Raw genomic sequence first — 21,602 nt, forward strand, 5'->3', positions numbered from 1 at the left:
GTATGATGCCCGCCTCTTCAGCCGAACCGAGTGCACTGCAACATGCCGTATCTTGCCGCCATTACCCTGGTGTGGGCCGTGTCGTTCAACCTGATTGGTGTGTTTCTGGCGGGCCAGGTCGATAGCGACTTTGCTGTGCTGACGCGGGTGGCGCTGGCCGGGTTGGTATTTTTACCGTTCACGCGCTGGCGCAATCAGCCCACTGGCCGCGTGGTTGGCACCCTGCTGGCGGGCGCATTGCAGTTTGGTCTCACCTATCTGTGTCTGTATCGCTCGTTCCGTTTTTTGAGCGTGGCGGAGGTGCTGCTGTTTACCATCTTCACGCCAATTTACGTCACGCTGCTGGACGACCTGTTGCAACGGCGCTTTCAGCCACGCGCCTTTGCCGCGGCGTTGGTGGCGGTGATTGGCTCGCTGGTCATCCGTTACGATCATATTGATAGCAATGCCCTCACCGGTTTTTTGCTGCTGCAACTGGCCAACGTGACCTTTGCCGCCGGCCAGGTCGGCTATCGCTACGTGGTGCGCCGCTATCCAGACAACCAACCGCAATATCGCAGCTTTGGTTTCTTCTTCCTGGGCGCGCTATGCGTGGCACTGCCGTCATGGTTGATCTTCGGCAATATGGCCAGGCTGCCGCATACCCCCACGCAATATGAAGTACTGGCCTTCCTTGGCCTGATCTCGTCAGCGCTCGGTTTTTACTGGTGGAACAAGGGCGCAACCCGCGTCGATGCGGGCACTCTCGGCGCGATGAACAATATGCATATCCCGGTGGGATTGCTGATCAACCTGGTGGTGTGGAACCAGAACGAGAACATCCCGCGTCTGCTGCTTGGCGGCGCGATCATGGCCAGCGCTTTGCTGATCAACCGGCGGTGGCACTAACGCACTTTGCGGAAAGTGAGGTTGATGCGGCATTCACCCGTGGCGGCATGGCTGCCCGCGGCCAACGGGGCGACGCCGTGATACGCCAGCCGCGATGGCCCGCCCCATACCACCACGTCGCCATGTACCAGGCGATGCCGCGCGGTTTTGTCGTTGCGCTGCAGCCCGCCAAACAGAAAGGTGGCGGGTAAACCCAAAGACACCGACACGATGGGCGCCCGTTGGTCGAGTTCGTCCTTGTCCTGATGCAGCGACAAGCGCGCGCTGGCCACATAGCGATTGATCAGACAGGCCTGTGGCTCGAAGCCAGGGTAACCGGCCTCTGCAGCAGCACGGCGCGCCACATCAGCAAACAGCGCGGGTAAGGCGGGCCAATGCCGACCTGTCTGCGGATCGATCGGGTCGTAACGATAACCGCGCGCATCCGACACCCAGCCCAGCGCGCCGCTATTGGTCATGGCCACCGACATGGTGTAACCACCGGGCGTAATCAGATGGCGAAATGGCGCGACGGCCTCAATCTGCGCCACCTCAGCCAAAAGCTGGGGCGCTTGCGCCAGCACAAAGCCATGCAGCAACCATGCGCCCGCCGCCAGTTCGGTGCGCGTCTGCGCGGCGGGTTCTTCCGCGAAAAGATCAAGCGTATAGCCAGCCATCGTTATCCCGTAGCTTGCGTGGCGTGCGCCAACGTTGCGTTGCGTTCCGCCAGCGTTTTTTCCAGATCGATCAGCGCCTGTTTGCGCGCGATACCCCAGCGATACCCTGATAGCGCGCCGTCATTGCGTACCACGCGATGGCACGGAATCGCCACCGCCAGCGCATTGGCTGCGCACGCTTGCGCCACGGCGCGCACGGCTTTGGGCGACGCGATACGCGCCGCGATCTCGGTGTAGCTCACCGTGCTGCCGGGCGGAATTTCGCGCAGCGCCTGCCACACGCGTTGCTGGAATGCGGTGCCGCGGATATCCAGCGGCAAATCCAGCCCCAGTTGCGGCGCTTCGACAAAGCCGATCACTTGCGCCATCCATTGCTCAAACTGGCTATCCCCGCCGATCAGTTCAGCGCGGGCAAAGCGGTCTTGCAGATCAGCCACCAGCGCGGCCGGATCTTCGCCCAGCAAAATGCTGCATACGCCCAGCGGCGTGGCCGCCACCAGAATGGCGCCCAGACTGCACTGGCCCACGCCAAAGCGGATCTGCTGGCCCGGTGCGCCTTTACGATAGCCATCCGGCGTCATGCCCAGCATGTCTGGCGCGGCGGCGTAAAAGCGGCCGCTGGAATTAAAACCGGCCTCGTACAGCGTTTCGGTCACACTCGTGCCCGCCGCCAGTTGCTCCCGCACGCGGCAGGCGCGTTCTTGTTGCGCATAGGCCTTGGGCGTTACGCCGGTATGGGCCCTGAACAAGCGATGAAAATGCGCGCGGCTTAAGCCCACCGCAGCGGCCAGATCGGGCAATGCGGGCGGCTCGGCGCTGCTTTCCAGTATGCGGCAGGCGGCGGCGATGGCGGCGGCCTGCCGTTCGGCCAGCGAGGCCGCATCGGGATGGCAGCGTTTGCACGGACGCAAACCCGCCGCGCGCGCATCGGCGGTGCAGGCATAAAACGCCACATTCGGTCGCAGCGCATGGCGACTGGGGCAAGACGGCCGGCAATAGATGCCGGTGGTGCGCACGCCATACCAGAACACGCCATCGGCCGCGGCATCGCGCGCCAGCATGGCCTGCCAGCGTGCGTCGTCGGTCGCGTAATCAGTAATGCCGGTTTCTTGTTCCATAATGTCCAGATCGGTCATGGCGCAGCCCTCGGGTTGATTGCAATGTCTGCAGCTTGCCGCGCTGCCCCATGCTGCGCACTCCGCCGAGTGCTTTCAAATTTTGGCGTCTTACGCCCAGGATAAAACATGACAGAACGCGCCGCAGAACTCGCGCAAAAGCTGATCCGCAATTTTAACGAGGTGGCGTTAGACCACGATCAGCGCGCGCCCTTGTACGACACAATGTGCGCCCGCCTCGGCCCCGGCACCGTGGCGCGCAAACTGGGCGCCAGCATCGATACCGTCGCGCCGGGCAAGATGTCCTGTCCGTACCACGCGCACCATGCGCAAGAAGAAATGTTTGTCATTGTGCAAGGTACTGGCACCTTGCGCGTGGCCGATGAGCGTTTGCCGGTTAAAGCGGGCGACGTGATCTTTATTCCGCCCGGCCCCGAATATCCGCATCAATTAATCAATACCTCGGATGCGCCGTTGCAATATCTGTCGATCAGCACGCGCGATACCCCGGAGATTGTGGAGTATCCCGATTCCGACAAGTTTCTGGCCACTGCGGTATTGACGGACGGCACGCGATTCCAGGCTTTGCAAAAGCGCAATCGCGATCTGGACTATTGGGACGGCGAGCCCTGAAACAAATCAGGGCGGGCGTGGCTGTTGACCACACCCGCCCTGCTCATCCGCAAAAACCGCAGTGACTGGCAATCAAGCCTTGCTGCCCGTCGCCGCCGCATGGTCTCCACTGGCCAGCCGCATAAAGCTGACGCCCGCCGCTACCACCGCAAACGCTGCGCCCAATATCAGGCTCATGCGTGTGCCATGCAGCGGAAACAGGCCAAACATCAACGCCACCAGCGAAGCGCCCATGGTCTGCCCCACCAGCCGCGCCGTGCCCAACATGCCGCTGGCGCCGCCACTGCGTTGCGGTGGCGCCGAACTGAGCAAGGCGTAGTTGTTGGGCGACTGGAAAAAGCCAAAACCGATACCACACAAGGCCATGCGCCAGATGATGTCGCCATCGCCCGGTGCATTGGGCAGCATGCCCAGCAACAGCAAACCCAACGCCAGCAAGCCCAGGCCCACGCCGCCCAAAGCGCCGGGCGCATATTTCTTTTCCACCAGTCGCCCGGCCAACGGGGCGATCACCACAATCGCCAACGGCCACGGCGTGAGCAGCAAACCGGTTTCCGTGGCGCTGCGGCCCAGGGTTTCTTGTAGATAAAACGGCAGCGACACCATGCCCAGCATTTGCGCGCAGAACGAACAGATCGAGGTGCCCACCGACAAGGCAAAAGTGGGAATGCGCAGCAAATCCACCGGCAATAACGGCGATTGCAAGGTCAGTTGGCGTTTAACAAAGAAATAGCCCACCCCGATCGCAATCACCAGCATCGCTGTAATCAGCCAGCGATTGGCCTCGTGCCCAAAGCCATTAATGGCAAAGATCAGAAAACCAAAAGTAATCGCATTCAGCCACGCGCTTTGCATATCAAAACCATGGGTGGCTTGATGCGGATTGTCGGGCAGCGAGCGATAGCCCAACACCAGCGCCAGCAAACCAATCGGCAAGTTAACCGCAAACAGCCATTGCCACGATGCCACTGACAAAATCGCCGCCGCCACCGTCGGGCCTGCGGCGCTGGATAAGGCCACCACCAGCGAATTGATCGCCATGCCGCGGCCCAGATAACGCTTGGGATAAATGATGCGCACCAGCGCCGTGTTCACGCTCATGATCCCGGCCGCGCCAAACCCCTGCACGATGCGCGCCATGGTCAGCGTCACTAACGAATCCGACAGCGCGCACAACACCGACACCAGCGTAAACACCACCAGGCCCATCTGATAAATACGCCGGTAGCCAAAAATGTCGCCCAGCGAGGCAAACGCCAGCAGCGAAACGGTGGTGGCCAGCTGATACGCATTCACCACCCAGATCGAGCTGGCTGGCGTGGCGTGAAGATCGCGCGCGATGGCGGGCAAGGCCACATTGGCAATGGCGCCATCCAGCACCGCCATGGTGATGGCCATGGCAATCGCCAGAATGGCCCAAGTGCGTTGTGGCGGCGCAAGGCCGTCCTGCGGAACAGGGGATGATGAGGCGGAAGTGGTCATGCGGCGGTCCGGCGGTACGGCGAGGAGAGCAGCCAGTCTAGAAAAGCGCCCCTTTAATGTCGATAATATCAATCGACCCGTTTGATACGCCCTTCGACTCAATCGCCATCTGGAAAACACCGGCATGGAATTACGCCAACTGGAATACTTTGTGGCCGTGGCGGAAACGTTGCATTTCGGCCGCGCTGCCGAACGGCTGGGCATGACGCAGCCGCCGCTCAGCCAGCAAATCCAGGCGCTGGAACGCGATCTGGGCGCGCAGTTGTTCGAGCGCACCAACCGTCGCGTGCTGCTGACCGGCGCTGGCCAGGTGCTGCTGGATAACGCCCGCATCATCCTGCAAAGCGTGGCGCGCACGCGCGAACAAGTGCAGCGCGCGCATCGCGGTCAGACCGGCGAACTACGGTTGGGCTTTACGCCGTCCGCGCCGTTTACCGAGGCGTTTTCGCAAGTGCTGCGCGAGCTGCGCACCGAGATGCCGCAAGTCAACCTGGTGCTGAACGAGATGTCATCGCAAGCGCAGGTGAATGCGCTGATCGAACGGCAACTGGATATCGGCATGATCCGCGGCCTGAGCTTGCCGGCCGGCATTGAGGCGATGGAGGTCAACCACGAGCCCATGGTGGTGGTGCTGCCCACCGACCACCCCGCCGCGCAAGGCGACCCCAGTGTGCCGATTCCGCTGGCGCGTTTTGCCAATGACGATTTTGTCTGCTTTCCACGCAATATCGGCATCGCGCTGTACGAACAGATTCTGGCGCTGTGCCGCGCGGCCGGATTCAAACCGCGCGTGACGCAAGAGGCGCGCGAGCCCTCCACGCAGATTGCGCTGGTGGCGGCGGGCTTTGGCGTTGCCATCCTTACCGGCCTGCAGCAGCGGATTCAGGTGGACAAAGTCACCTACCGCACGCTGGCCGACGAAGGCGCGCGCACGGCGGTGTGGATGATTTATCGCAAAGAGCGCCACAGCGAACTGGTGCAGCGCGTTATTGATCGCGTGCGGGTGCGCAGCACCGGTCGCTAAGCGTACCGGAGATGCGCGCCCTGCCCGCTGGCCAGCAAAAAGCTCAGTCTTCCGCTTTGGCCGTGCATAACACCGGCTGCGCTGCAGCCGCCACAGCCACCGACGTCGCCGCAGCGGGCGCCACGCGCAGGGTAAGCCAGGCAATCACGCCAGCAATAAACGTTAACGCCGCCAGCGCCAGGGCCATATCGTGGAAGGCTTCGCCATAAATCGACACCCAAGCCGCATGCGCCACGCCCGGCCACTGCACGCCGGCCTGATGCAGATCGCCCGCAGCCAGGGTATTGGACAAGGTCACCACCGGCAGACCGCTGCCGCTGAGATGATTTAACAGCGCGCCTTGCAGCAATCCCACCAGCACGGCGCCGGTGATGGCCAGCGCTACCGATTCCCCCGCCACCCGCACGGTGGCGAAAAAGCCCGTGGCCATACCCGCCCGTTCGCGCGCCACCACGCTGATGGCCAGATCGTCCATCAAACCCCACGGCAAGCCCGCGCCGATGCCAATCAGCAACATCGGCCACGCAAACGTGCTGCCGGCCGAGCCCGGTTCGATATTGGCCAGCCACAACATGCCGACGGTGGAGATGGCAAAGCCGGCCAGGCATAAGGTGGCGGCGCTAAACCAGCGCGTCATCAGCGCGCCCACAAACGGCACGATCAGCATGGGTGCGGCCAGCGCCACCATCATCAAGCCGGCGTGCACCGGGTCCCAGCCTTCCACGCCAATAAAGCGCACCGGCAGCAAGATCAGCGGCACCACAAAGCTGAAGGCAGTGCCAAACGGCAACGCCTGAGCGCCCAGAAAGCGGCGGTTGCGAAACAGGCTCAAATCCAGCATCGAACGCGGATGGGTGCGTTCCACCTGGATAAACACCGCCAGAAAGACAGCCGCGCCCGCCAACAGCGCCAGCGTCGGCAAGCTGGTCCAGCCCGATTGCGGGCCTTGCATGATGCCCAGGTTGAGCAGCAGCAACAGCGCGGTAAACGACAAGGTGCCCCACACATCCACGCCTTTGGCATCGGGGTCGCGCGACTCATGCATGCGCGGCACGCCAAACAGCAGCACCAGCGCGCTGATCACCACGCTGGTCATAAAGATGGAGCGCCAGCCCATGTTTTCGATCAGAAAACCCGCCCACACCGGCCCGAACGCCAGGCCCACGCCAAAGCTGGTGCCCAGCAGACTGTAGGCATGCGTGCGCGCCGGGCCTTCAAATTCATGCGCAATCGAGGCCGAACCGCCCGCCATGGTGGTGGCCGCCGCGATGCCTTGCAGCGTGCGCAATACAATCAGCGTGGTTAGATCGGGCGAGAAGGTTTGGGCCAGCGAAGTCAGCCCGAATGCCACCGTGCCCCACGCAAACATACGCTTGCGGCCAAAGCGGTCGGCCAGTGCACCGGCCGCCATCACCGCGCTGCCAAACGCCAGGATAAACGCGTTCACCACCCAGGCCAGCGCCAGCGGGCTGCCGCCAAAGGTTTTGCTGATGGCCGGGATGGCGATGCCGGGCGCGGTAAAGCTCAGCGGCATCATCATGCCCGCCAGGCAAACGGCGGCCAGAATCAACGCTTTGCTGCGGCTCTGCGCGGCCGTCTGGGCGTGGGGAGGATGTGCGAGAGGAATGCGGTCGGATGGCATGGGTGTGGCTCCAGGTTGGCAATGAGAACAACACGCCTGGCCAACAATCGCTTGCAGTGCCAGGCATCGTCGCAATATATTTGTAGTGATCGACACAAATATGATTGCCACGCTCAAATGCGCTGTCAATCATTTTTTGTAATGGTCGTTACAGAAAGGAATCCGCATCATGGCTGAAAGAGGCCGTCCGCGCTGTTTTGACCGGGAAGCCGCCCTGCGCAGCGCCATGACTATTTTCTGGCGTTACGGCTACGAAGGCTCTTCGCTGGCGCAATTGACGGAAGCGATGGGCATTAATTCGCCCAGCCTGTATTCCAGCTTTGGCTCCAAACAAGGTTTGTTCCGCGAAGCGGTGGACCAGTACGACGCCGAAGAAGGCGCCACCATCCGCGAAGCGCTGGATGCGCGCGCCGACGTGCGCGAGGCCATCCAGCACATGCTGCACACCAGCGCGCAATGCTTTAGCGTGCCCGGCAAACCCGCTGGCTGTATGGTGCTGCTGGCCGCCACCAACTGTACGCCCGAGAACGCCGGCATCTGGGAATATATGAGCGACCGGCGCAAGCGTTCCACCGCCATCCTGCAAGCGCGGCTGGACCGTGGCATTGCCGACGGCCAGATTGCCGCGTCAGTCGATACCGAAAAACTGGCCGCGTTTTTTGGCGGCATCCGCAATGGCATGAGCATCCATGCGCGCGATGGCGCGTGCCGCGATTTGCTAATGGCGATGGCCGACGCCGCCATGGCTGGCTGGGACCAGCTGACGGCGGCGCCGGTGCTCACGTCGTAACACGCGCGGGCAATTACGGCGCGGTCACGATCTTCGTCGCGGGCGCATACCCGGCAGGTTGGCTGTGCACCGGCACATTGCCGTGAATGCGGTGCTGATGGTTGTCGGCAAACATGTAATACGGAAACGCGGTGGCGGGCGCGCTGGCAACATCCAGCCGCGCCACCAGTTCGGGTGGAATCTCAAACTGGTTGGATTGCAGCGTCTGGCGCAACTGCTCGGGCTTGGTGGCGCCCACGATCACGCTGCTGACGCCTTTGCGGTGCGACAACCAGTTCAGCGCTACTTGCGCCATCGGCTGGCCCAGTTGCTGCGCCACGTTTTCCAGCTCGGCCACAATCGCAAAATTGCGCGGCGTTAACTTGTCAAAACCGGGTGCGGGATTGGCCGCCATATCCTGCAAACGTCCTGCCCCAAACTGGCCGCTGCTGCTGGGTTTGTATTTGCCTGAGAGCAAACCGCTGGCCAGCGGGCTCCACGGCACCAGCCCCATGCCCAGCTCGACCGCCAGATCGGCAAACTCGTGCTCGGCGTTGCGCTCAATCAAGGAGTATTCCAGCTGCATGGCCGCCACCGGTTCAAAGCCGCGCCATTGCGCCAGCGTTTGCGCGCGCGCCGCATACCAGGCCGGCGTATCCGACAAGCCCACATAGCGAATCTTGCCCGCGCGCACGGCATCGTCCATGGCGCGCATCACCTCATCCACCGGCGTCAAGCGGTCCCACGTATGCAGGTAATACAGATCGATGTAATCGGTGCCGAGGCGCTTGAGCGAGCCTTCCAGCGCACGCAGCAAGTTCTTGCGGTGATTACCACCGGCGTTGGGGTTGCCAGGCTCGGCGTTGTAGCTGTACTTGCTGGCCAGCACCACGCGGTCGCGCACGTGGGCGTCGGCAATCATCTGGCCCAGCCATTGTTCGCTGGTGCCGTTGGTGTACATGTCGGCGGTATCAATAAAGTTGCCGCCGCTATCCAGATACACATCCAGCAAGGACTGGGCGACATCGCGCTCCACGCCAAACCCCCATTCGGTGCCAAACGTCATTGCGCCCAGGGCAAACGGGCTAACGCGTAATCCAGAACGACCCAGCAATTGATAATTTTGCATGATGCTTCTCCGTGTGAAGGTGGCGATGGCTTGAAGACCATGGCAAGCATCATGCGCGCTGCTATTCTTCGGAGAAACCCATGCTGGATGGATAGACCATGAAGTCAGGCTTCAAAATAGACCCGGCGCAACTGCCCGCTTTGCTCGCGTTTGAACGGGTAGCGCGGCATGGCCAGTTCAGCAAGGCGGCGGATGAGCTGGGCGTGTCGCCGTCGGCCTTGTCGCAAACGCTGCGCACGCTGGAAGCCCGCGTCGGCGTGCAGTTGCTGACCCGCACCACACGGCGCGTCAGCGTGACCGAAGCGGGCATGCGCTTGCTGGCCGGCGCCGCACCCGGGCTGGCGCAAATCGAAGCCGCGCTGGCCGAGCTGGAAGATTTGCGCGATCAGCCCAGCGGCACCTTGCGCATCAATCTGCCGCGCATTGCTTATCGACTGGTCATCGCGCCGCATCTGGCCGGCTTTATGCAGGCCTATCCCGAGTTACGCGTCGAATTTCGCCTGGACGAAGGCTTTAGCGATATCGTCGCCGACGGCTTCGATGCGGGCATGCGCTTTGGCGAGAGCGTGGCGCGCGGCATGGTGGCGGCGCGGCTGGGCGGTCCACGGCGCATTGCGGTGGCGGGCACGCCCGAGTATCTGGCGCGCTACGGCACGCCGCACGCGCCGGAAGACTTGCAGCGCCATGATTGCCTGCACTACCGCTTTATCAGCAGCGGGCGGTTATACGCGTGGCAATTTACCCGCGACGGGCGCGAGTTCGAGATCGAGCTCGAAGGCCGGCTGGTTTACAACGATATTTACGATATGGTCGACGCCGCCCGGCGCGGCTTGGGCCTGGTACATATCACTGAAGACCTGATCGCCGCCGACCTGGCCGCAGGCACCTTGCAACGCGTGCTGCACCCCTGGTGCGCGCCGTTTGCGGGCTTCTATTTGTACTATCCGCACCGCGCGCAGATGCCACGCAAATTGCGCGTGTTTACCGACTGGTTTCAAAGCAAAAACAACAGCTGAAAACAACAAAGGCGCCATTTTTAGCGCCTTTGTTGTTATTACCTGACCCGGCCACGATTACAGCCGGAACTTGCCCACCATCTGGTTCAACCGTTGCGCCACCAGTTCGATTTCGCCGGCGGTATCGGTCGCGCGGTGAATCGACGCCGTGGTTTCTTCCACCATCTGCGAAATTTCTTCCACGCGACCGGCAATGCTGTTGCTGGCCTCGCTTTGTTCGCGCGTGGCGGTGGCCATTTCGTTCAGGCGCGCCAGCGTGGCTTCGGCGCCGCCATGAATGCGCTGCAGCGATTCCGCCACGTGTTGCGCCAGCTCCACGCCGTGCTGCACTTGCGGCAACGCTTCGTCCATCACCGTCACCACCGAATCGGTCTCGGATTGCACCGCAGTCAGCATTTTTTCGATATCGACGGTAGCGCTGCTGGTGCGTTCAGCCAGCTTGCGGACTTCATCGGCCACCACCGCAAAGCCGCGGCCTTGTTCACCGGCGCGCGCCGCTTCAATCGCCGCATTCAACGCCAGCAAATTGGTCTGGCCCGCAATCTCTTTAATCACGGCGGCGATGCTGGAAATCTGCCTCGCCTTGGCGTCCAGATCACGAATCTGGCCGGAAGCCCGCGCCACGCTATCGGCAATATGGCCCATCGACGACGACGCCAGATTAACCTGCCCCACGCCTTCGCCCGCCAGTTCGGTGGCCATGCGTGAGGTTTTCTCCGCGTCGCCCGTGTTATCAGAAATATGGTTGATGCTGACCGTCAGCTCTTCCATCGCCGCGGCCATGGTGGAGGTGGAATCGGTCTGGCGGCCAGCGGCGACCGAAATCTCGCGGCTGGAGGTGGCGATTTGCGAAGCGTGTTGTTCCAGCTGACGCGCGTCGCGCGCGATCTCGCTCATCACGCCGCCCAGCGTGGACTGCATGCGTTCCACTTCGCCCAGAATGCTGCCCTGGCGTGCGCGCGGGCCGCCGGTTTGCACCAGATCACCCGACGCGACGCGGCTGACCAGTTTAACCACCTGATCCGGCTCGCCCCCCAGCGTTTGCACCAGCTGGCGCACCGCGTAAATCAGGACCGCGCCAATGATCGCGGCCAGCACCAGACACACAATCACCTGCCAGCGCGCGTTGCTCCAGAAGCGCGCATCGGCCTCGGCAAAGCTGATGCCACTGCCGACCACCCAGCCCCACTTGGGCGTACGCACGGCCACCGACAGCAGATCGACCACCTTGCCGTCGCGTTTGGAATCCCACCAGTATTCGGTCAGCCCGCCCCCTGATTTATCCAGTGCGGCGGCGGCAATTGCGCCCACGCTATTGCCTTTGGAATCCTTGAAATCATTAAAGCTGGTGCCGTGCAATTGCGGGTCCAGCGGCGCGGCCACAAACAGCAGTTTGTCGTCGGTGACGTAGACGTATTCAGAATCGTGATATTTGTTTTCGCGCAGGATTTGCGTGGCCACCGCCTTGGCGTCGGCTTCGCTCATCTTGCCGCTGGCCGCGACATTTTCCAGCTGCACGATGGTGTTGTAAGTGGTCTTGACCAGTTGCGTAATGCGCGCATGGTTATCGGTGTTGCTGGCCGTGCGCAGCACATACAGGCCCACCAGCATGGTGCCGAGCAAGAACACCAACACCAACACTGTAAGGCTCCACGCCTTTTGTTTTAAAGTCATGACCACTTCCTCTGGGTTTGCTTGCAGATCGTAATTTTAAAATGCCCTGCTATTCGGTCAGCAATATGACGCATTCATGACACATTGAGAATAGCGCCTCGCCCTGTTTGTACGCGCGACATGCAGCGCAAGCGACGCCTCACACGTCGGCGCCGGTTTGCTGCTTTTCTCGATAACGCGCCAGGGAAGTGCGCGCCTGCTTACGAATTGACGCTTGTACTGGCGGCAACCAGCCCAGCAGCACGCCTTTTAAACCCAAGGCCTGACGTGCCCAGCGGTACAAATCAAAGTGGTCCACATGCGTGGCAATGCGGCCGTCTTCAAAGGTAAATTCGGCGTGCACACGGTTAATCACTTGCCGACCAGTCTGACTAAAGCGGTAAACCGCCACCCAATCCGCGCTGCCGCTGCGCTGGTCTGCTTTGACATGGTCGAAGGTTAAAGAAAAGTCTTGCGCGCGTTCGGCCAGCATCTGCCACATCGCCGCAATTTCGTCGCCGTGCAAGGTGCCAAAGGCCGGATCGGTAAAAATCGCGTCGCGGCTATAACACGCCGCCATGCTGCGGGCGTCGCGCTGCTGAAACGCGGTGTAGAACTGGTGTATCAAGTCGCTATGCGGATGAGCCATCGTCTGATCTGGGTTATAAGTATGCGTACAGCATAGTCGATCAACGGTCACGTGCGGGTTCCGCGCATGCGGCGCAGCGCGCGCGCCACACAATCGTTGCTGTGCTGCCATTTTCCGCCCGCAGATGATCAGGCCGCCCCACACCTCATGAACCTCGATCCCAAACAGACCGATGCATTACGCGCCGTGATCGAAACCGGCAGTTTTGAACAAGCCGCACAGGCCTTGTTTGTGACGCCGTCCGCCGTGTCGCAACGCGTGCGGGCGCTGGAAATCGCCTTGGGCAGCGCGCTGTTGCTGCGCACGCGCCCGGTGCGCGCCACGCAGACGGGCCAGCGGCTGCTGCAATATCTGCGCCGCGTGGCCTTGCTGCAACATGATCTGGACGAGGAACTCAATCAGGCCGGGCGCGCGCCCTTGTCGATCAGCGTGGCCGTCAACGCCGACACGCTGGCGACGTGGTTTATGCCTGCGTTGGGCGATTTGCTGAGCAAAGAACAGCTGTTGCTCGATCTGATCGTGGAGGATCAGGAACATACCTATGCCTTGCTGGAATCGGGCATGGCCATCGGCTGCGTCAGCACCCAGACCAAGCCCATGAAAGGCTGCGTGGCCGAACCGCTGGGCGCGATGCGGTATTGCCTGGTGGCCTCGCCCACCTTTGCGCAACAGTGGTTTGCCGCCGGCCTGACTCGCGCCAGCGCGCGCAATGCGCCAGTGGTCGCGCAAACGCATAAAGACGAATTACACGTCTCGTTTCTGCAAAAACAGCTGGGTTTGCCCGCAGGCAGCTACCCCTGCCATTACGTGCCCGGCGCCGAGCCGCAACGCAGCGCGATTCTGGCGGGCATCGGCTACGGCATGCTGCCGGAAAGCTTGATTGCGACCGCACTGGCCGATGGCGCGTTGGTCGATCTGGCGGCCGCGCACGCGGTTGAAGTGGCCTTGTTCTGGCATGTCTGGCAAGTGCAGTCGCCGCGGCTGGAGGCCTTATCCAGCCAGTTTGTGGCACGCGCCCGCACGCTGTTGGCGCGCTAGCCTGCTTTCAGCATTCGACGATATTGACTGGCACTTCCACCACATTGATGGCCAGACCGCCACGGGCCGTCTCTTTATATTTGCTGTGCATGTCGCGGCCGGTATCACGCATGGTTTTGATCACGCGGTCCAGCGACACAAAATGACTGCCATCGCCGCGCAAAGCCATGCGGGCGGCATTGATGGCCTTGATCGACGCCATGGCGTTGCGCTCGATGCACGGCACTTGCACCAGGCCGCCGACCGGATCGCAAGTCAGGCCCAGGTTGTGTTCCATGGCGATTTCGGCGGCGTTTTCCACTTGCTGCGGCGTGCCGCCCAGTACTTCGGTCAGCGCCCCGGCCGCCATCGAGCAGGCGGAACCCACCTCCCCCTGGCACCCCACTTCCGCGCCCGAAATCGAGGCATTCAGCTTGAACAAAATGCCGATCGCGCCCGCCGTCAGCATAAAGCGCACGATGCCCGCGTCATTGGCGCCCGGCACAAAGCGCGCGTAGTAATGCAGCACTGCGGGCACGATGCCGGCGGCGCCATTGGTGGGCGCGGTAACCACACGGCCACCGGCCGCATTTTCTTCGTTAACGGCCAATGCATACAGATTGACCCAATCCAGCACCGTTAGCGGGTCGGTCAGCGCGGCTTCGGGTTTGGCCAGCAACTGGCGGTACAAATCGGGCGCGCGGCGCCGTACTTTCATGCCGCCAGGCAAAATGCCATCACGCGCCACGCCACGCGCCACACAGGCTTGCATCACCCGCCAGATCTCCAGCAACTGCGTGCGGATGCTGGCTTCATCGCGCCAGGCCAGCTCGTTTTGCAACATCAAGTCGCTGATGCCAAGGCCATGCTCGCGACACTGCGCCAGCAATTCGGCCGCATTGCTGAACGGATAGCGCAGCGCCGTCGCCCCCGGTGGCACAAAGCCTGCGGCCACTGCGGCCTCGTCCACCACAAAACCACCGCCCACCGAATAGAACGCGCGCTGGTCCAACTGGCCGCCTGCGGCATCAAATGCGGTAAAGACCATGCCGTTGGGGTGGTACGGCAGCGCTTTGCGCTTATGCAAAATCAGATCGGTGCTTTCGATAAAAGCCAACCTGTGCTGGCCCAGCAGCGCCAGTTGTTGTTGCGCGCGGATTTGCTCAACCAAGGCGGGCACGATATCGGGGTCGATCTGGTCGGGCGTTTCGCCTTGCAAACCCAGCAGCACGGCAATATCCGAACCGTGACCTTTGCCCGTTGCACCCAGCGAGCCAAACAACTCGGCCCGCACGCGCGCCACCTGCCCCAGCACACCGTCGCGTTGCAAACGCTGCGCAAACTGCCGCGCCGCCCGCATCGGGCCGACGGTATGAGAACTGGAAGGGCCGATACCGATCTTGAACAGATCAAACACGCTGATGGCCATGCGCACGCCGCTATCAATAAGGGGGATCGGCGGCAGCCTGAGCCGGAGCCCCTGCAGCGTCAACCTGCCAACAACCCGTACGCCCGCACGCCCACCGCCGATACGCCAGCGATACATATCAGGCGCAAACCGACAAACGTGCGATACATGCTGGGGGTTTAATGTGCAGTGCGTTCATGCGCCCACGGTGGGCGTACTCGGAGGGTTCATCATGGTTAGCGCAGTGTCGTCCAGCAATTTCAGCCTTGGCTCACTCGCCGCGTCGTCCTCGTCAGGCAGCAGCAAAAACGCCACGCAAGAGGCCGCATTGCAGCGCCAGTTGGCAGCGCTGGAAAAATCGCTGAGCAAGATCACGCAAAACAGCAGCGGCGCCGATCAGCAAACGGTGGAAGCGCAAACGCGGCTGATCGAGCAGCAAATCGAAGCAATCCAGCAGCAGATTGCGGCTTTGCAGCAGCAGGACTCCGCGTCGCAAACCAATTCCACCACCACCTCGGTCAGTAGCACCACGGGCGATACCACGACCACCACCAGCGTGACCACGTCGAGCAGCAGCAACAATCTGATCGATACCTACGCCTGAACGGTTTACGCCGAATATCGGCGCCAGGCGGCAGCCAGGGCCGCACTGGTATTGTTGCTGCGCCGCGGGTGGGGCCTTGCATGCACTATTTGCCCGGCGCAAGCACATATGCACATGGCATAGCGCGGGGCGCGCTTGCATGCTGGCGGCGCTGCCCGGTCACAAGTGGTATTGCACATCGCGCCACAGTCTTGCGATAAACGGTATTAGCCATCGCGCTTAATCGCGGCGCTTAATTGGCGCCCAATAAAATTAATCGCGTAATTACCGTTTTTTGCTTATCTTTGCAGAAATGCGGATATATATGGCGCGACGCCGTATAAGGATTTTCGCATTTACCCCGTCGCCTGTGCTGTATTGATCGGGATTTTGCTTTTGGCCGCTTGAAAACATTGCGGCCCGATGCCATCTCGCAGCAACAAAGAGGAACTTCTCTTTGCCTATGGTGCCGGACTACAGGCCGCATACAGCGGCGCTGACGCACGTTATTCGAGAGATCTGGATTCCATGATTTATCCCGCATTACCCGAAGGCGTATTGCCGACCGATCACCCGTCCGTATTGTTTCTGACCCCCGCCGAGCGCGAGAAAAGAAATGGTGCGCCCCAATCCGATGCAGCAGCACCGGTTGATGCGATTACGCGACGGATACAACGCCAGGCCGTACGCCGTGAAATTTTACTTAAAGTGACTGAGCGCGCGCGCATGCTTGGCGAATCGCCAGATCAATTGCTGGAATGGGTTTATGCCCAAATCCAGCCGGTGCAAGCCTGACCGCCAGGCATAAAAAAACCCCGCAGTGGCGGGGCTGGAAATTTCCATTTTGTATTGCCTGAGCGTGCTCACGATCAGACTCGTCCGATTATAAATGTTGCAGCGCAACGCGCAACCAATGCGGCCGCCACGGGCCCGCTGCTGCTCCATCAGCGGCAGCGCGAGCGTGGCAAGGAAATCCGGACACTCGATTCGACCCTGAGCGCCGCCTGGTTAGTCCGTCTGCCCGTTCAGGCTGGACCAACGGCGTAGCGCACGGGACGAGCGCAACCATCTCAATATTAATTTTCGCTTATATTGGCGCACAGCCATGTCGCGGCGTGCCCTGCCCATTTCACGCGCCCGGTTTGGCCGCTCAAGGCTCAATACATCACAAAAAATAAAAGAGGAGCATCGCATGCGCCGATTCTGCCTGCCTGCCCTGTTCACGAGCGCATTGCTATTGAGTGCGTGCGCTCTCGAACCCATAACCAGCCCCGAAATAGCCATGGGCAGCCCGATTGTGCTGCCCAATCGCGTGCCGACTTACGCGACCCTCGTCGTTGCCGCACCGGAAAAACCACGCCACAAACCCAAAGCGGCCAAAGCCAGCAAAGTGGCCAGCGCACGCGCTGCGCCAGGCAGTTTGTTTGCGCGCCTCAAGCCCGGCATGAGCCGCCGCCAAGTGGAAGCGCTGATCGGCTTGCCCGGCGACGTACGCAGCACACGTGCAGCGCAAGGCAAAGCGGCCAGCAGCCCGAGCGAACTGGTGGTGGTATCGGAAGAGACCTTTTACAAGCAGGAAGGCAGTCTGGTGTTTGGTAAAGGCGGCACAGTGTTAACGCGCATCAATGTGGACACCGGCGCCAACGGCATTCAGTAAACCGGCGGTTGGGAACGCGCCGCGATGCTCGCTTGCGGTAACAGCGTTTGCGTAACGATGTCGCGCAGCCGTTGCACGGCCGGTGCCGGGTTGGCGTGATGCCGGTGCAGCGCCAGTCCCAGCTGCGGTAAGGCGGGCAGTGGCGGCAACGCCGCGCTGACCGTGTTGCTATCCAATGCGCGCAAGCTGGAAGGCAGGCCTGCGGGCGTACGCACCGTCACCCCCAAACCTGCCGCCACCGCCGCCCATACGCCGCTAAGGCTGTGACTGGTAAACGCAATGCGCCACGCAATCCCGGCCGCATCCAGCGCCGCGGTCGCTGCGCTACGCATCAGACACGGCGCGTCAAACACCACCAGTGGCAAGGGCTCGCCCGGCTGCAACAAAAGCGGCTGTGCGCGCGCGCCAATCCATTGCATCGGCCATTGCGATAAATGCTCCGACCACGACGAAGTGCCCACGCCCTCCCACGCCAGCGCCAGATCCAGTTGCCCGGTTTGTACTTGCTGCAGCAGCGTGGCGTTACGCGCCACTTGCGCTTCGATGCGCACGGCCGGATGCGCCCGGGCAAAGCGGCCTAGTACCTCGGGCAATAACTGCTCGCCAAAGTCCTCCTGCAAGCCAATCTTCACCACGCCATCCACTTGTGCGCCGCGTAATGCGCTGACTGCTTCATCGTTCAGCGCCAGCAAACGCCGGGCGTAGGCCAGCAAGGTCTCGCCCGCGTCGGTGGGTACCACATTGCGACCGGCTTTACGCAACAACGGCAATCCTGCCTGCTCTTCCAGCTTTTTAAGTTGCGCGCTGACGGCCGAAGTGGAACGCCCCAGCGTCTCGGCCGCGCGGGCGTAGCTGCCCAGCTCAATGCCTGCGACAAAGGTGCGCAGATTATCGATATCAAAGTGGGTGTGCGCCATCGCCATCATCCTGTTTTATCGAACTATACATCCATAACTTTCCAATTTTCAGGACAGATTGAGCGCGTTAAGGTGGCTGCATGTCAACCGCGGAGAGTTAACGATGGAAAACGCAAGCAGCATGCGCGGCATGGGCCAGGCCGGCTTTGGCCAGATCGCGCCGCATTTTGCCGAGATTACCGACGCCGTTTTATTTGGCGATATCTGGCAGCGGCCGCAGCTCACGCCACGCGATCGCAGCCTGATTACGGTCGCCGCGCTGGTGGCGCTGTATCGCACCGAACAACTGCCGTTTCATCTGCAGCGCGCCTTGTTGCATGGCGTAACGCAGGCGGAACTGGTCGAACTGATCACGCATCTGGCGTTTTATTCCGGCTGGCCTACGGCGGCCTCAGCACTAGCCGCCCTACAAAACCTGCCCAACCCCGCCACCGGAGAATAAATATGCCTTTCGCCCATATCCATTTAAACGCCAGCCAGCCGGTCGAATGGCTGGATGCAATTTCGAGCCAGTTGCAAACCGCGCTCGAAACCACGTTTGAGGTACCGGCCAACGATCTATTCCAGGCCTTCTACCGGCATCAGCCCGGTGAATTGCGCTATCACCCCACCTACCTGGGCGGCCCGCGCACCGAGCAATTTGTGCTGATCCATCTGTTTACCGGCCGCGCACGCAGCAATGCCGTCAAACAGACGTTTTATGCGCGACTGGTGCAGTTGCTGGGCGTGACACCGGGCATTGCGCCGGAGAATGTGATGATCCTGATCAACGACATGCCGATGAGTAACTGGTCATTTGGTGGCGGTGTGTCTGCCGCGCCGCAGGAGGCGTAATCATGCTGGCCATGCAATATCGCTTTGTGCTGCCCGCCGATTACGACATGGACATCATTGCGCGGCGCATAGCGGATAAAGGCCCGTTGCTGGATGACTTTGACGGCTTGATTCTCAAAGCCTATCTAAGCAGTCGCCGCGACACTGCCCACGCGCCGGCCGCAGAAAATAGCTACGCCCCGTTTTATCTATGGCAAGACAGCGCCGCGATGTTCCGCTTTTTAAGTGGCCCCGGCTTCAAAGCGCTGACGCAAGATCTGGGCTGGCCCATCATCCAGACCTGGGCAGTGCTCGACAGCTGGTTTGCCCCCGATGCACGCAGCGCCCGTTACGCCGCATGCAGTCTGAATCCGATTACGCCGTACTCCGACCTGGCCCGATTACGCGAACCCATCCCGAAAACGCCCGATTTGCTGGGCTGGATCAGTGGTTTCGAAATGGTGACATGGCATCAGGTAAAATTCACACTATGGCGCGAGGCCACTTTAGCGAATACGGGGGCCGCCGATGATCGGCGCTGGCAGGTTGGCCATATCGCAGCGCCAGCATTGGCGCGGCCTGGCGCTTAGGTAGCGATCGCCGTTTATCGCGCTCAACGGCATAGGTAACGCTGCCTAGGTAGAACGCCGTATGTAATATTGCTACATGGTTTTTGCGGTAGTTTCTTTAGTTTAACTACACGTTTATGATCGCTACATACCCCAACGCCACAAGGCTAACGATCATGATCACGCAACCTCGTACTACTGAGCCCGCTCCGGTTGTGCGCGTCGCCGGCTGGCAGATTCTGGTAATGCTGATGATGATCGTCGGCGTCGGCTTCTCGTTTTACAAGGCAGGCACCGGCAGCGATTATTACACCGAAGCGGCGGCATCGACCCCGGCGCAGGTGGCGATCAAATAATCGCCCGCGCGCTTGCAACCCGCGCGCTACGCGTAATTAATAAAAAACGGGCAGATTGCTGATCTGCCCGTTTTTTTTTATGGCCGCTGCACCACATCACTTCATCGTCGGCATCACAAACTCGGCCCCGGCCGCTACGTTATCCGGCCAACGTTCGGTGATGGTTTTAAGCCGCGTATAAAAGCGCACACCTTCCGGGCCATGCATATGGTGGTCGCCAAACAGCGAGGCTTTCCAGCCGCCAAAGCTATGGAACGCCATAGGCACCGGAATCGGCACATTCACCCCCACCATGCCAATCTGCACATGGCTGGCAAAATGCCGCGCCGTCGCCCCGTCGCGAGTGAAAATGGCCGCGCCATTGCCAAACTCGTGGGCGTTAACCAGATTTAGCGCGGTCGCGTAATCGGGCGCGCGCGTTATCGCCAGGACCGGGCCAAAGATTTCTTCGCGATAGATTTTCATGCTGGGGGTAACGTGATCAAACAAGCTGCCGCCCAGAAAGAAACCGGCCTCGTGCCCGGCCACGTGCAGACCGCGACCATCCACCACCAGATCGGCGCCTTCCGCCACGCCACTATCGATATAGCCACGCACCTTGTCGCGGTGCGGCGCGCTAATCAGCGGGCCCATTTCCGCCTGACTATCCAGCGAATACGACACACGTAATTTAGCCAGCCGCGCCACCAGTTTTTCGCGCAACGCATCGGCCGTCGCCGCGCCCACGGGCACCACCACCGAAATCGCCATACAGCGCTCGCCCGCCGCGCCATAAGCCGCGCCCATCAAGGCATCGGCGGCCTGATCGAGATCGGCATCGGGCATCACTACCATGTGATTTTTGGCGCCACCCAGCGCTTGCACACGTTTGCCATTGGCGGTGCCGCGTTGGTAGATATAACGCGCGATGGGCGTCGAACCGACAAAGCTCAGCGCCTGGACGTCCGGATGGTCCAACAAGGCGTCCACCGCCACCTTGTCCCCTTGCACCACGTTAAATACGCCATCCGGCAGGCCCGCCTGTTTAAGCCATTGCGCCAGCAACAGCGACGCGCCGGGCACGCGCTCGGACGGCTTCAGCACAAAGCAATTGCCGCTGGCCAGCGCCACCGGAAACATCCACAGCGGCACCATCGCCGGAAAGTTGAACGGCGTGACGCCCGCCACCACGCCCAGCGGCTGACGCAAGGAATAGCTATCAACGCCGGTGCCGACGTTTTCGGTCATCTCGCTTTTAAGTAACGACGGGATACCGGTGGCAAACTCCACCACCTCCAGCCCGCGCTGGATTTCGCCGACGGCGTCGGCCAGCACTTTGCCATGCTCGGTCGCGATCAGATGCGCCAGCGTATCGATATTGTCTTCAACGATCTGGCGAAAGCGGAACATCACCCGCGCGCGGCGCAGCGGCGGCGTGGCAGCCCAGGCCGGAAACGCCGCTTTGGCACTGGCCACGGCGCTGGCCACTTCGTCCACATTGGCCAGGCTAACGCGGCCACTGACTTTACCCTCGGCCGGGCAAAACACTTCGCCAAAGCGGTCGGACTGACCCGCGACGGCCAGGCCATTAATCCAGTGGCCGGCCAGCTTGAGTTGTTGCAAATCTTGATTGGATGTCATGCGGGG

23 protein-coding genes are annotated in these 21,602 nt (G+C 61.3%); 13 read left to right on the forward strand and 10 right to left on the reverse strand.

What is annotated here, in order from left to right; genetic code table 11:
- The first annotated feature begins 42 nt into the window (after positions 1-42).
- Complete coding sequence (locus WG78_RS07090) at positions 43-888, forward strand: carboxylate/amino acid/amine transporter (RefSeq protein ID WP_053937109.1); 846 nt, start codon at positions 43-45, stop codon at positions 886-888.
- Here the strand turns inward: WG78_RS07090 and alkB are convergent.
- Together alkB and ada are read right to left on the reverse strand one after the other, a co-directional pair.
- Positions 885-1,544 carry a DNA oxidative demethylase AlkB gene (gene alkB / locus WG78_RS07095; RefSeq protein ID WP_053937110.1) on the reverse strand — a complete coding sequence of 220 codons (660 nt, stop codon included), beginning with the start codon at positions 1,542-1,544 and terminating at the stop codon, positions 885-887. The genes WG78_RS07090 and alkB overlap by 4 nt on opposite strands.
- A 2-nt stretch (positions 1,545-1,546) precedes the next feature.
- Complete coding sequence (gene ada / locus WG78_RS07100; protein ID WP_053937111.1) at positions 1,547-2,680, reverse strand: bifunctional DNA-binding transcriptional regulator/O6-methylguanine-DNA methyltransferase Ada; 1,134 nt, start codon at positions 2,678-2,680, stop codon at positions 1,547-1,549.
- Positions 2,681-2,788: 108 nt separating this feature from the next.
- On the opposite strand from ada, the gene WG78_RS07105 reads away from it, so the two are divergent.
- On the forward strand, positions 2,789-3,292 hold the full coding sequence (locus tag WG78_RS07105) for a cupin domain-containing protein (protein ID WP_053937112.1): 504 nt from the start codon (positions 2,789-2,791) through the stop codon (positions 3,290-3,292).
- Positions 3,293-3,364: 72 nt separating this feature from the next.
- On the opposite strand, the gene WG78_RS07110 is transcribed toward WG78_RS07105, so the two are convergent.
- Complete coding sequence (locus WG78_RS07110) at positions 3,365-4,774, reverse strand: MFS transporter (RefSeq protein ID WP_053937113.1); 1,410 nt, start codon at positions 4,772-4,774, stop codon at positions 3,365-3,367.
- Between the two features lie 124 nt (positions 4,775-4,898).
- On the opposite strand from WG78_RS07110, the gene WG78_RS07115 reads away from it, so the two are divergent.
- Positions 4,899-5,798 (forward strand): LysR family transcriptional regulator, encoded by a 900-nt coding sequence (locus WG78_RS07115; RefSeq protein ID WP_053937114.1) that lies wholly within the window; start codon positions 4,899-4,901, stop codon positions 5,796-5,798.
- A gap of 43 nt (positions 5,799-5,841) precedes the next feature.
- Here the strand turns inward: WG78_RS07115 and WG78_RS07120 are convergent, their stop codons facing one another.
- Positions 5,842-7,440, reverse strand: a complete 1,599-nt coding sequence (locus WG78_RS07120; protein WP_083458841.1) for an MFS transporter — start codon at positions 7,438-7,440, stop codon at positions 5,842-5,844.
- Between the two features lie 169 nt (positions 7,441-7,609).
- Between WG78_RS07120 and WG78_RS07125 the strand changes: the two genes are divergently transcribed.
- Positions 7,610-8,230, forward strand: coding sequence for a TetR/AcrR family transcriptional regulator (locus tag WG78_RS07125; RefSeq protein ID WP_053937115.1), 621 nt, complete (start codon positions 7,610-7,612; stop codon positions 8,228-8,230).
- A gap of 13 nt (positions 8,231-8,243) precedes the next feature.
- On the opposite strand, the gene WG78_RS07130 is transcribed toward WG78_RS07125, so the two are convergent.
- Positions 8,244-9,338, reverse strand: coding sequence for an aldo/keto reductase (locus WG78_RS07130; protein WP_053937116.1), 1,095 nt, complete (start codon positions 9,336-9,338; stop codon positions 8,244-8,246).
- A gap of 98 nt (positions 9,339-9,436) precedes the next feature.
- Here WG78_RS07130 and WG78_RS07135 point away from each other — a divergent pair, with 98 nt between their 5' ends.
- The gene (locus WG78_RS07135) at positions 9,437-10,354 is read left to right on the forward strand and encodes a LysR family transcriptional regulator (RefSeq protein WP_053937117.1); all 918 of its coding nucleotides are present in this window, start codon (positions 9,437-9,439) and stop codon (positions 10,352-10,354) included.
- Positions 10,355-10,411: 57 nt separating this feature from the next.
- Here WG78_RS07135 and WG78_RS07140 read toward each other — a convergent pair whose 3' ends face one another.
- Entirely contained in the window at positions 10,412-12,028 is a 1,617-nt protein-coding gene (locus WG78_RS07140) for a methyl-accepting chemotaxis protein (RefSeq protein ID WP_152969104.1), read from the reverse strand.
- A 139-nt stretch (positions 12,029-12,167) separates the two neighbouring features.
- Complete coding sequence (locus tag WG78_RS07145) at positions 12,168-12,656, reverse strand: nuclear transport factor 2 family protein (protein WP_053937119.1); 489 nt, start codon at positions 12,654-12,656, stop codon at positions 12,168-12,170.
- A 147-nt stretch (positions 12,657-12,803) separates the two neighbouring features.
- On the opposite strand from WG78_RS07145, the gene argP reads away from it, so the two are divergent.
- Complete coding sequence (argP, locus tag WG78_RS07150; RefSeq protein WP_053937120.1) at positions 12,804-13,694, forward strand: HTH-type transcriptional regulator ArgP; 891 nt, start codon at positions 12,804-12,806, stop codon at positions 13,692-13,694.
- 7 nt (positions 13,695-13,701) lie between these two features.
- Here the strand turns inward: argP and WG78_RS07155 are convergent, their stop codons facing one another.
- Positions 13,702-15,102, reverse strand: a complete 1,401-nt coding sequence (locus WG78_RS07155; RefSeq protein WP_053937121.1) for an L-serine ammonia-lyase — start codon at positions 15,100-15,102, stop codon at positions 13,702-13,704.
- Between the two features lie 211 nt (positions 15,103-15,313).
- On the opposite strand from WG78_RS07155, the gene WG78_RS22665 reads away from it, so the two are divergent.
- From WG78_RS22665 to WG78_RS07170, 3 genes are all read left to right on the forward strand, one after another.
- On the forward strand, positions 15,314-15,685 hold the full coding sequence (locus WG78_RS22665) for a FlxA-like family protein (RefSeq protein WP_053937122.1): 372 nt from the start codon (positions 15,314-15,316) through the stop codon (positions 15,683-15,685).
- 402 nt (positions 15,686-16,087) lie between these two features.
- Positions 16,088-16,459 carry a hypothetical protein gene (locus WG78_RS07165; protein ID WP_152969106.1) on the forward strand — a complete coding sequence of 124 codons (372 nt, stop codon included), beginning with the start codon at positions 16,088-16,090 and terminating at the stop codon, positions 16,457-16,459.
- A gap of 487 nt (positions 16,460-16,946) precedes the next feature.
- Positions 16,947-17,321 carry a hypothetical protein gene (locus tag WG78_RS07170; RefSeq protein ID WP_053937124.1) on the forward strand — a complete coding sequence of 125 codons (375 nt, stop codon included), beginning with the start codon at positions 16,947-16,949 and terminating at the stop codon, positions 17,319-17,321.
- On the opposite strand, the gene WG78_RS07175 is transcribed toward WG78_RS07170, so the two are convergent.
- Complete coding sequence (locus WG78_RS07175) at positions 17,315-18,238, reverse strand: LysR substrate-binding domain-containing protein (RefSeq protein ID WP_053937168.1); 924 nt, start codon at positions 18,236-18,238, stop codon at positions 17,315-17,317. The genes WG78_RS07170 and WG78_RS07175 overlap by 7 nt on opposite strands.
- A gap of 103 nt (positions 18,239-18,341) precedes the next feature.
- Here WG78_RS07175 and WG78_RS07180 point away from each other — a divergent pair, with 103 nt between their 5' ends.
- The 4 genes from WG78_RS07180 to WG78_RS22365 all read left to right on the forward strand — a co-directional run bounded on the left by WG78_RS07180 (position 18,342) and on the right by WG78_RS22365 (position 19,976).
- On the forward strand, positions 18,342-18,680 hold the full coding sequence (locus tag WG78_RS07180) for a carboxymuconolactone decarboxylase family protein (RefSeq protein ID WP_236691996.1): 339 nt from the start codon (positions 18,342-18,344) through the stop codon (positions 18,678-18,680).
- Positions 18,681-18,682: 2 nt separating this feature from the next.
- Positions 18,683-19,072 (forward strand): tautomerase family protein, encoded by a 390-nt coding sequence (locus WG78_RS07185; protein ID WP_053937125.1) that lies wholly within the window; start codon positions 18,683-18,685, stop codon positions 19,070-19,072.
- A 2-nt stretch (positions 19,073-19,074) separates the two neighbouring features.
- Positions 19,075-19,641 (forward strand): DUF4865 family protein, encoded by a 567-nt coding sequence (locus tag WG78_RS07190; protein WP_083458843.1) that lies wholly within the window; start codon positions 19,075-19,077, stop codon positions 19,639-19,641.
- Positions 19,642-19,796: 155 nt separating this feature from the next.
- A complete protein-coding gene (locus tag WG78_RS22365) occupies positions 19,797-19,976 on the forward strand; it encodes a hypothetical protein (protein WP_152969107.1) in 180 nt (59 codons plus the stop codon).
- A gap of 96 nt (positions 19,977-20,072) precedes the next feature.
- On the opposite strand, the gene WG78_RS07195 is transcribed toward WG78_RS22365, so the two are convergent.
- Entirely contained in the window at positions 20,073-21,596 is a 1,524-nt protein-coding gene (locus WG78_RS07195) for a CoA-acylating methylmalonate-semialdehyde dehydrogenase (RefSeq protein WP_053937126.1), read from the reverse strand.
- Positions 21,597-21,602: the final 6 nt, after the last annotated feature.

The organism is Amantichitinum ursilacus, assembly GCF_001294205.1.
GTDB classification, from domain to species: Bacteria; Pseudomonadota; Gammaproteobacteria; order Burkholderiales; family Chitinibacteraceae; genus Amantichitinum; species Amantichitinum ursilacus.